General features: G+C 61.2%; 10 protein-coding genes. 2 read left to right on the plus strand and 8 right to left on the minus strand.

Annotated features, from left to right (window positions below; translation table 11 throughout):
* The 8 genes from EM858_RS26620 to EM858_RS26655 all read right to left on the minus strand — a co-directional run.
* Positions 1–306: dioxygenase (locus tag EM858_RS26620; RefSeq protein WP_280960155.1), on the minus strand; the 306-nt coding region annotated here is incomplete at its 3' end.
* A gap of 41 nt (positions 307–347) precedes the next feature.
* The gene (locus EM858_RS26625; protein WP_127758538.1) at positions 348–1,424 is read right to left on the minus strand and encodes a branched-chain amino acid ABC transporter permease; all 1,077 of its coding nucleotides are present in this window, start codon (positions 1,422–1,424) and stop codon (positions 348–350) included.
* Positions 1,425–1,435: 11 nt separating this feature from the next.
* Entirely contained in the window at positions 1,436–2,299 is an 864-nt protein-coding gene (locus EM858_RS26630; protein ID WP_127758539.1) for a branched-chain amino acid ABC transporter permease, read from the minus strand.
* Complete coding sequence (locus EM858_RS26635) at positions 2,296–3,009, minus strand: ABC transporter ATP-binding protein (protein ID WP_127758540.1); 714 nt, start codon at positions 3,007–3,009, stop codon at positions 2,296–2,298. The genes EM858_RS26630 and EM858_RS26635 overlap by 4 nt, the downstream gene beginning before the upstream one ends.
* Positions 3,006–3,725, minus strand: coding sequence for an ABC transporter ATP-binding protein (locus EM858_RS26640; protein WP_127758541.1), 720 nt, complete (start codon positions 3,723–3,725; stop codon positions 3,006–3,008). The genes EM858_RS26635 and EM858_RS26640 overlap by 4 nt, the downstream gene beginning before the upstream one ends.
* A 72-nt stretch (positions 3,726–3,797) precedes the next feature.
* Entirely contained in the window at positions 3,798–5,063 is a 1,266-nt protein-coding gene (locus EM858_RS26645) for an ABC transporter substrate-binding protein (RefSeq protein ID WP_127758542.1), read from the minus strand.
* Between the two features lie 26 nt (positions 5,064–5,089).
* Entirely contained in the window at positions 5,090–6,151 is a 1,062-nt protein-coding gene (locus EM858_RS26650) for a maleylacetate reductase (RefSeq protein WP_127758543.1), read from the minus strand.
* 64 nt (positions 6,152–6,215) lie between these two features.
* Positions 6,216–7,844, minus strand: coding sequence for a bifunctional 3-(3-hydroxy-phenyl)propionate/3-hydroxycinnamic acid hydroxylase (locus EM858_RS26655; protein ID WP_164865582.1), 1,629 nt, complete (start codon positions 7,842–7,844; stop codon positions 6,216–6,218).
* Positions 7,845–8,308: 464 nt separating this feature from the next.
* Between EM858_RS26655 and EM858_RS26660 the strand changes: the two genes are divergently transcribed.
* Together EM858_RS26660 and EM858_RS26665 are read left to right on the plus strand one after the other, a co-directional pair.
* Positions 8,309–8,995 carry a TetR/AcrR family transcriptional regulator gene (locus EM858_RS26660; protein ID WP_127758544.1) on the plus strand — a complete coding sequence of 229 codons (687 nt, stop codon included), beginning with the start codon at positions 8,309–8,311 and terminating at the stop codon, positions 8,993–8,995.
* Positions 8,996–9,174: 179 nt separating this feature from the next.
* The coding region (locus tag EM858_RS26665) for a transposase (RefSeq protein ID WP_164865577.1) at positions 9,175–9,395 on the plus strand (221 nt) is incomplete at its 3' end.

Consider the following 9,395-nt stretch of genomic DNA (forward strand, 5'->3'; position numbering starts at 1 on the left):
GAACACCGTGTTTTCCGTTGCCCCCGCCGGCCGGCGATTGTTGATGGCGTCGACCAGCATGGAAAAGCCGAGCGTATCGGACAGCAGGATGAACTCCTGCCGTTCCTGGCTGCAGATCTGCCCGGTCTTCGTCAGGAAATCGATGCCGGTTTCCCATTCCTCCTGGGTCAGCTGAATTTCCTTCGCAAAGGCATGCAGATGTTTGACGAGACACGCCATCACTTCGGCAAGGCGCGGGTTTGTGCCCGGCCCCATGCGAGCGTTTACGGCCTCGACCGAGCCTTCCTCGGTAAAATAGTCACTCATCGGAATTTGCTCCTGCATGGATGTAACGGGATGTCTGTTGTTCATGCCGCCGGCTCGCTGACTGTCAGTTGAGGGACATTTTCAGGTCCGTGCCTGGACGGCGCCAGATGACGGAGCGGCAGGAGATCAAGGCCTGTGCGGTCGACAAACGTGCCCCAAAGGCCCCAGCGGGCAAAAAGCATGATCGCTATGCCGAGAAGGCCGAGGACGATCAGGTAGGCCGTGCCATAGTCGGCCATCAGCCGCTGGAGGCAGTAGAAGACGGCGACGCCGACGATCGGCCCGGGCAACGTCCCTATGCCTCCGATAACGACGACGAAGATCACGAACGCCGTCCAGTCGATTACCGAAAAGGCTGCATCCGGCGTGACACGCGTGATCTGCATGAACATGAGCGCGCCGCACAGGCCGGTTCCCAATGCCGTGAGAACGAAGACCGCCGCCTTGATGCGCACCGGATCCACCCCGACCGAACGGGCTGCATTGGCGTTGTCGCGGATGGCCTGAAGGCCCAGTCCCATTCGAGACCTCAGGAAAAGGTAGGAGGCAACAAGCAGAAGGAGTGCGAGCGTCAGCGCAACCCAATATGTCAGGGCGTCGGCGGCAGCGGCGGAACTCACATCGAGCAACCCCTTGATCGCCTCGACACCGAACATATCCTTCGCCGTGCCCTTCGGCAGCGATGTTCCGGTTCCGCCTCCCAGAGCGGTCCACTGTCCCGCAGCCAGTCGCGCGATGTCGGCGACAACCCAGGTGCCGATGGCGAAATAGGCGCCGTTAAGGCGAAAGGTGAAGAAGGCCATCGGTATGGCGAACAGGGTCGCGGCCAGACCGCCGATGAGTATCCCCACCATGGGGTCGAGCCCCCACAGGATGACGGCCGCGAACATCGCATAGGCGCCGATGCCGACGAAAGCCTGCTGCCCGACCGAGACGAGGCCGGCAAACCCCGCGAGCATGTTCCAGTTCAGGGCGAGGACGAGCAGCGTCAATACACCGAACAGATCCTGAACGATGGCGCGTGGCGCGAAGAAGGGAACTGCGAACAGGGCTCCGATAGTGATGAGGGACAGGAGCATTGCTGCAAGGCGCGAGAGAGTGTGGGTTGGATTGTTCATGGCTTCTGGCCTCAATCGTTTGCGCGGGGAAAGAGGCCGCGGGGACTGACAAGAAGAACGGCGACGAAGGCGAGATGGCCGGCGAGAATTTGCCACTCGGGGTTCACCGCCGCGCCGATCGCCTGGGCCAGACCGATGACGATGCCGCCGGCAAGTGTTCCCCAGAGACTGCCCAGACCACCGATGATGACGGCCTCGAAGGCGTAAAGCAGGCGCGCGGGTCCGATCGAGGGGTCGAAGTTCGCTCGCGTGCCGAGATAGACGGCCGCGATGCAGGACACGACGAGCGCAAGCCCGGTCGCGATGGCGAAGATCCTGTTCGGCCGGATGCCCATCAGGCGGGCTGTCACCGTGTCATCCGATGTCGCACGGAATGCACGGCCCAGCGCGGTGGTGTAGAAGAGCCTGTTCAGCGCGAAGATGACGAGCACGGCGGTGGCGAGCGTAAGAAGCGGCATGATGCCGAGCGACAGCGAGCCTAGTTGCAACGATTGCGTCTCGATCGATCCGGCGGAGAGCTTCTGGCTGTTCGCCGAGAAACCCTCAAGCAATCCGTTCTGGATGACCACCGACAGGCCGAAGGTCACCAGCAACGGCGGCAGCAGGTCGTCGCCGAGCACCCTGTTGAGCACATGGGTCTGCAGCAGCCACCCAGCGGCAAACATCACGGGCGCGGCCGCGAGAACGGCAAGGAACGGATGCAATCCGAACGCGCTCGCAATGACGAGAATGAGATATGCCGAGAGGACAATCAGGTCGCCATGGGCGAGATTGACCAGACGCATGATCCCGAAGACAAGGCTGAGACCGGCGGCGAACAGGGTATAGAGCCCGCCGAGCAGGATGCCCTGCATGATGGTATTGAGGGTTATCATGCGTGAACTCCGAAATAGGCGTCATGGATGGCCTCGCGCGACAGGTCGGCGGGGCGCCCCTTAAGCGTGATCCGTCCCTCCGCCATGCAGTAGACGCGGTCCGCGACCTTCAGCGCCTGGCCGATGTCCTGTTCGACGACCACGATCGAGGTTCCGGCCGCCTCGATCCTCGGCACCGCGGCATAGATGTCCTTGATGATGACAGGTGCCAGACCGAGGGAGAGTTCGTCGCAAAGCAGCACCCGGGGATTGCTCATCAGCGCACGGCCGATGGCGACCATCTGCTGTTGTCCCCCGGACAGGGCCGTGCCCGGGCTGTGCCGGCGTTCGGCAAGAATCGGAAACAGCTCGTAGAGGCTCTGCAGGTTCCACGGCCCATCCCCCTTGCGGGCATGGGCGCCGATCAAAAGGTTCTCTTCGACCGTCAGCGAGGGAAAGAGCCGTCGCCCCTCCGGTACCGTGGCGATACCTTTGAGAAGAATGTCCGGGGCATCGAGATGATCGATATGGATCCCGTCCAGCACGACGCTGCCGGATCCGACCCGGACGATCCCGGTAAGCGCGCGCATCAGGGTGCTTTTTCCCGCACCGTTCGCGCCGATCATCGCAACCGTTTCACCTGTATCCAGATACATGTCGATGCCGAACAGAGCCTGAAAGTCGCCATAGGAGGCCGTCAGGCCACTGATTTCGAGAAGGTGTCCGCTCATGCCTCGATCCCCAGATAGATTTCCTGAACCGCACGCGACGCCATGACTTCTTCCGGCGGGCCGGCCATGAGGACCTGACCGAAATTCAGCACCATCAGGCGTTCGACGACGCTGTTGAGAGCGTGGAGGACGTGTTCGATCCAGATGATCGCCGTGCCTCCGGCGTGGATTTCGCGGATGGTGTCGACTAGTTCCCGACACTCCGCCTCGGTCAGTCCACCCGCGATTTCGTCGAGCAGGATGACTCGCGGTCTGGTCGCCATCGCGCGCGCCAGTTCCAGGCGCTTGCGCTGAAGCAGGGGCAGGCCGCCGGCTTCCCTGTTCGCCAGCGTCGCCAGGCGCGTGCGCTCGAGAATGTCCATGCAGAAATCGGGCGCTTCAGTGGCCGGGACGGTTCCTCCGAACCGGGCGGCGACCAGAAGGTTTTCGTAGACGGAGAGCCGGCCGAACGGTTGCGGTATCTGGAACGATCGGCCGATGCCGCTTGCGCAGCGCATCATCGCGCTCTCGCGGGTGACATCGAGACCGTCGAGAAATATCTGGCCCTTGTCGACCGCGAAATTGCCCGTGATAAGATTGAAGAGCGTGGATTTGCCCGCACCGTTCGGGCCGATGATGCCAAGGGCTTCACCGCTGCCCAGATCGAAGCTGACGTCATCCGTCACCTTCAGGGCGCCGAAAGACTTCGATACGGCTTTTAGAGATAGGACCGACATGTTCGCTCCGATGGATCGTCAGACATCGTGAAGAGACCCGGCCGACGCGGGCTGCGCCGGCCGGCCTGCGCCTCAGCCAAGAAGCTCCAGAGTGCCCCCAAGGGGGATCTCCGGCGCGTTGGCGTTTTCAACGATGACGAGATCGAAGGTTCCGTCGCTCTTGCGCCGCCACTGCCCGCCGACCAGCGGCGTCTTGGCGACGTTCTTGCGAGCAAAGGGAGGAACATTGTCCTTGCCCCACCGGATGTTGCCGACCACGGTATCGAGATTGGTTCCGGAAATGGCTTCCACCAGCGCTTTGCTGTCGGTGGGGTCCGACGCCCGCTTCAGGACGTCGGCGGCGAGTTCGAACAGCGCATGGGTGAAGCCGACGGGCTGCGTCCACTGGCGCTTTGCCGACTTCGAAAAGCCGTCGGCCAGTTCGGCAGCACTTTCGCCGGTCAGCGAGGAATTGTAGGGGAAAGCTGGCGACCAGTAGATTTCCGCCGTCAGATTATGACCAAGGTCATCCAGCGCGGCGACGCTTTCGGGGAAGAGAAGCGCCTTTGCGATGGATACGATCCTGGGCTTGAAGCCCTGCTGAGCCGACTGGGTCCAGAACGTGGTGAAGTCCGGCGGGATCGGAATGCCGGTGACGATATCGCAGCCAGACTGCTTGAACGCGTTGATCTGGGCGCTGAAGTCGTCCGTCAGGTTCTGGTAGCGGCCGGGGTCGGTCAGATTGTATCCCGCCGTCTTTGCCGCCGGCGGCATGCCGACCTCGGATGCCCAGGCATTGCCGTCGCCATCGTTCGGCCAAAGGGCGCCGACCTGCTTGTTGGTGTCGAGGCTTTTCCACATGTTCAGGAAGACCGAAACATTGTCCTCAAGGCCCCAGAAGAAGTGATAGGCGTAGTCGAACTCCTGCCAGCTCGCGGGGTCGGCGGGATTTCCCTGCTGTCCGATGAACCAAGGCTGCCACGGAGCGACGGAAGAAATGACCGGCACCTCTTCGCTCTCGGCAATGGCGCAGACCGGATTGGTGGTCTCCGGCGTGGAGGCGACCAGAATGAGGTTCACCTCGTCGCGGCTTATCAGTTCCTTGGCGACTTCTGCCGCCCGGTTCGGATTGGACTGGCTGTCCTTGACGATCACCTCCACGTCGAGGCCGAGGGCCTTGGCGCTGTCGAGGAACCTGGCAACCATGTATTTGTCGGCCTCGGCAAAAGCCGAAAGCGGGCCGGACTGAGGGGTCACGTAGCCGACCTTGATCCTGGCGCTTCCGGCAAGGGCCGGTATGGCGAAACCGGCAGCGTAGGCGGCTGCGGTCGTTTTCAGTAGTGTCCGTCTGGTAATCATCGCATTCTCCTCCCGTTTCTTGCGATTTAGTCTGGTCGTGAACCGCTCCATGCCCGTTGCAGCAGGTCGCGGATCGCCTGCCTCTCCACGGGCCGTGGGTTCCAATAGGGATTGGTGGTGGCGAGCTCCGCGGCACGGTCGAGATCGTCCAATGAGAGGCCAAGCGCCTTGAGGCTCATGGGCGCCCCCAACGCGGCAGAAAAGTCGTACAGGGCTTCGCCTGCGGTGGGCGCACCGAATAGCCGGGCCACCGACGCCAGCAGATCCGGGACGGCCTTTTCGGTATAGGCGACGGTGTGCGGCAGCATCACGGCGTGTGTTTCCGCATGCGGCAGATCGAAACTGCCGCCCAGCGTGTGGCAGATCTTGTGATGAAGAGCCATTCCGACCATGCCGAGCACGGTGCCGCAGAGCCAGGAGCCGTAAAGCGCATTCGAGCGCGGCGCGGCATCGCCCGGGTTTCCGGCAATCGCTGGAAGCGCCAGCTTCAGAGCGTGGATGCCTTCGAGCGCCATCATCGATGCGATCGGGTTCCTGTCCTGCGCATAAAGCCCCTCGACTGCATGGGCGATCGCGTTCAGACCGGATGTGATGCTCATGGCGACCGGAAGGCCATGGGTGAGGTCGGGGTCGTAGATCACCGTTTCGGGAAGGATCGAGGGACCGCGCACGGTCGTCTTCACGCCCCGCTCGGTCTGTCCGAGGATAGGCGTGACCTCCGAGCCTGCATAAGTGGTCGCGATGACGATCTGGGGCGCGTCGTTGCGATAGGCGAGGGCTTTCCCCAGACCGATCGTCGAGCCGCCGCCGAAGGCGACGAGACAGTCGGCCCCCGATGCCGCGTAAACCGACAACGCCTTTTCCGTCACCTCGACGGGCGTGTGCATGGTCGTCTCCGCGAACACTCCGGCGGCGAGATCGCCCAGCGTTCCGGCGATCGCTTCGACATCGGTCTTCTGAAACGGCGTCGAAAGCAGCAGGGCACGGCTTGCGCCCAGTCGGCGGATCTCTTCGCCAAGCTGCGCCGCCTTGCCCGATCCGAAAAGGATGCGGGCGGGATTACCCGTATAGATAAATGAGTGGTCCATGACCCCGTTCCTTCAGCGTGTTTCTCGGGAGCCTGACGGCGGTGCCGCTCAGGCTCCCGGATTTTCAGGCGACCGCTCGCTCCGCGACATTGTTCAGGCAAAGCTGCTCGATCACGCGATCAAACCGATGACGGAATTCTTCGGGGGTCGAGGCGGTAACGGCGACGTAGAAGTCGGGACGGAGCAGAACGTATCGGGCTCCAATACCTTCCAGCCATCTGGCGTACGTCCCTTCGCTGTCGACCGCATCGCAGGACGTGCCCGCCTGACCGATACGGATGGCCTGACCGCCAAGTCTTTGGAGATTACGCAACTGATCCGGGTGCAGAGCATCCGCCGGGTTGGTGTCGAGCCCCAGCAGCATCCAGCCGAAGCCGACGGCCTGATCGAAACGATCCTTCCTGCCATTCGCCTCGACCACGCCCTGCACGGACAGTTCGCCGGCATGGTGCGATTCCGGCGCCCAGATACCGGGTCCCAGCTGGCAAATATCGGTAGGAACGGGCTCGAAGTTCCGCGCTTCGAGCTCGGCCTTCATCTGGCGGTCGCGCGCGGCCGCTTCCTCGGGGTCGGAAATACAGATGATCTTGCCGAGCTGCTGGCTGAAGTCGATGTAATGCTTGGCGTGTTCGAGGCGCTCGGTCGTATAGCTGTCCAGCACCTTGTCGGACAGCGTGCCGTCGAGAATACCGTTCAGGCGCCAGCCGAGCGCAAAGGCATCCCGCAGGCCAGCACACATGCCTTCCCCGGCAAAGGGCGGCATCAGATGCGCCGCGTCACCGGCAATCGCGCAGCGGCCCGCATTCCACTCTCTGGCCCAGCGGGCCTGAAAGCGATAGACGGCGCTGCGTTCCAGAGTGGCGTTCTCGCGGGTCAGGCCCCACGGTTCCAGCAGCTTCCATGCATTGTCTTCCAATGCCAGATCAGCCGGATTTTCGCCGGGGAGCACCATGTATTCCCAGCGACGGCGGCCCGGACCACCGGGAACGATCGTGGTCGGACGGCGAGGGTCGCAAAGCTGCCACTGCGCCGGTTCCATCACGTATTCGCCGTGCGGGATCATGTCGAGGATCAGCCAGTCGAAGAAGTAGCCCTTGTCCTCGTTTTCGATGCCAAGCACCTGCCGAACGAAGCTGTTGGCCCCATCCGCACCCACGACATATTTGGCATGAACGGTGAGCTTCGCCTTGCTTTCGGCATCCTCGACCGGGTTACGCTGCAGGGTCAGCGTGACGCCGTGCTCGTCCTGAACGAGATCACTTGCCTCGAAGCCGTTGATATGGGTGATGCTCGGGTATTGGGAGGAAATCCCCGTCAGCCGCTTTTCCAGGTGCGGCTGATTGAACCAGTAGCGGACACGCCAGCCCGATGCGGAAGTGCTCTGCCAATCGACGATCTGGATGTTCTCGCCGTTGGCGTCTTTCCAGTAGTAGAGTTCATCGTGGTAGTTGATGGCCGGATCGTTCTCGCTGTCGATGCCGAGCACCGCCAGAATTCGAGCAATCTCGTGATCGTAGGTCACCGCGCGCGGACGACCATAGGTTTCGGTCCAGCGCTCGATCAGGGCGACCTTCTTGCCCGTCTTGCCCAGGAGTATCGCAAGAAGGGTCCCGACGGGGCCACCGCCGACGATTGCGACATCCGCATGAAAGGGCTCGCCTTCCGGCAAGATTCGGCTCGACTTGTCGCTCAACTTTTCCTCCATCATCTTCAAACACAGGTCATCGAGGCGCACAGGGGCGCCCTTGCCGGACAGGTAGTCCGGTCAAATGCAGCTATCCGGGTAAGTTTCGCAGCCTTCAGGGCGATCCCGAGAGACCGTCGCCTGTGCTGTATTCTGGGAATGCAGGCCGTAAAGACGCGTAGGACGTCAGCGTCCGTGGGCGCTCCTCACCAAAAAACTCCTCCAGGTTCTCCTCGGAAATTGACGTTAGTTCAAAAATGAATAACATTCAATATAGAATATTACTCGCTAACGAAATCGAGGAATGGGGCGCCGATAGCAAGAATCTCGTCGCCAGCCGTTGAATTGGCTGTCATCATGCGTGATGAACCATTCTGGCGCTTCTCCAGCATTTTCAGGCATCAGTAGTAGTGTCGATGACTTCGTATCCGAATGTGGTTCGGACGTGAAAATTGAAGCAAGGACGAGAGAGTATGGATACAAAGCATGCAGAGGGGCGGGTCGCCCGGCGCCAGAAGCGGAACCGCGTTGCATTGCTGGAGGCCGGTGAAGAGGTGATGTCCGAGAAGGGCATCGACGCCGCAACGATGCAGGAGATTGCAGAACGTGCGGATGTCGGCGCGGGAACGGTCTACAACTATTTTAAGTCCAAGGACGATCTGGCGGTTGCCGTGCTGGAGAATATCATGGAGCGGCTCGCCGAGCGCATCGAGGACGTGACGGATACTTTCTCGGACTCGGCCCAGGTTTACGCTTTCGGTATCAGAAAGGTGATCGAGACCGCCACCGGCGATGTCCGATGGAAGCAATTGCTTCATCGTTCCGAAGTCATGGCTGACGCTCTTTATCGGCGCATGGGTCCATACCCGATTAGGGACATGCACCTCGCCACCGAAGCTGGCCGATTCAATGTCTCCGATCCTGCCCTTGTCTGGCGCCTGACTTCACACGCAATCGTCGGCTTCGCACTCGACATCACCAAGAATGGATTGCCTTCCGGCTCGATCGATGAGGTGGTCATCCGGTTATTGTGTATGACAGGTATCGCAATCGAGGATGCGACCGAACTTGCCGCGAGACCATCCCCACCGCTACCACCCCAACCCGCTCCGCGAAAGAATAGATCTCCACTTAAAACAATTGCGGATCCTCACGGATGAGCGCGCTAGCATCGTCACCCATTCCTACAGTTTTCATGCGCAACACAGGACCGTCCGAGATCTTGGGATGGGAATCGATCAATTTTTGGCGCCGAGGGACGACCTAGCACTACTTTGGCAGATTAACCGACGGTTAACGATGATCGGCCATCTTTGGCCCCTCAAAAGGGGTGCGGTGGATGGTGGAGCAGGATATTGCACTGGCGGATTGGCTGAAGCCGTTCGTTGAGAAGCTTGGTCACAAAAAGCGGCGGCATATGTGCCCGGTATATATTTCAGGCCTGATCGGACCGGGTGATCGCAAGAGTATCGAGCCGATGGCGGAACGCCTTGCGCCCGATCACTACGACCGTCTGCATCATTTCATCTCGGATGGGATTTGGGACGCCAGTCCGCTTGA

It is taken from the genome of Agrobacterium sp. CNPSo 2736, assembly GCF_004005385.1.
In the GTDB taxonomy this organism is placed as follows: domain Bacteria; phylum Pseudomonadota; class Alphaproteobacteria; order Rhizobiales; family Rhizobiaceae; genus Agrobacterium; species Agrobacterium leguminum.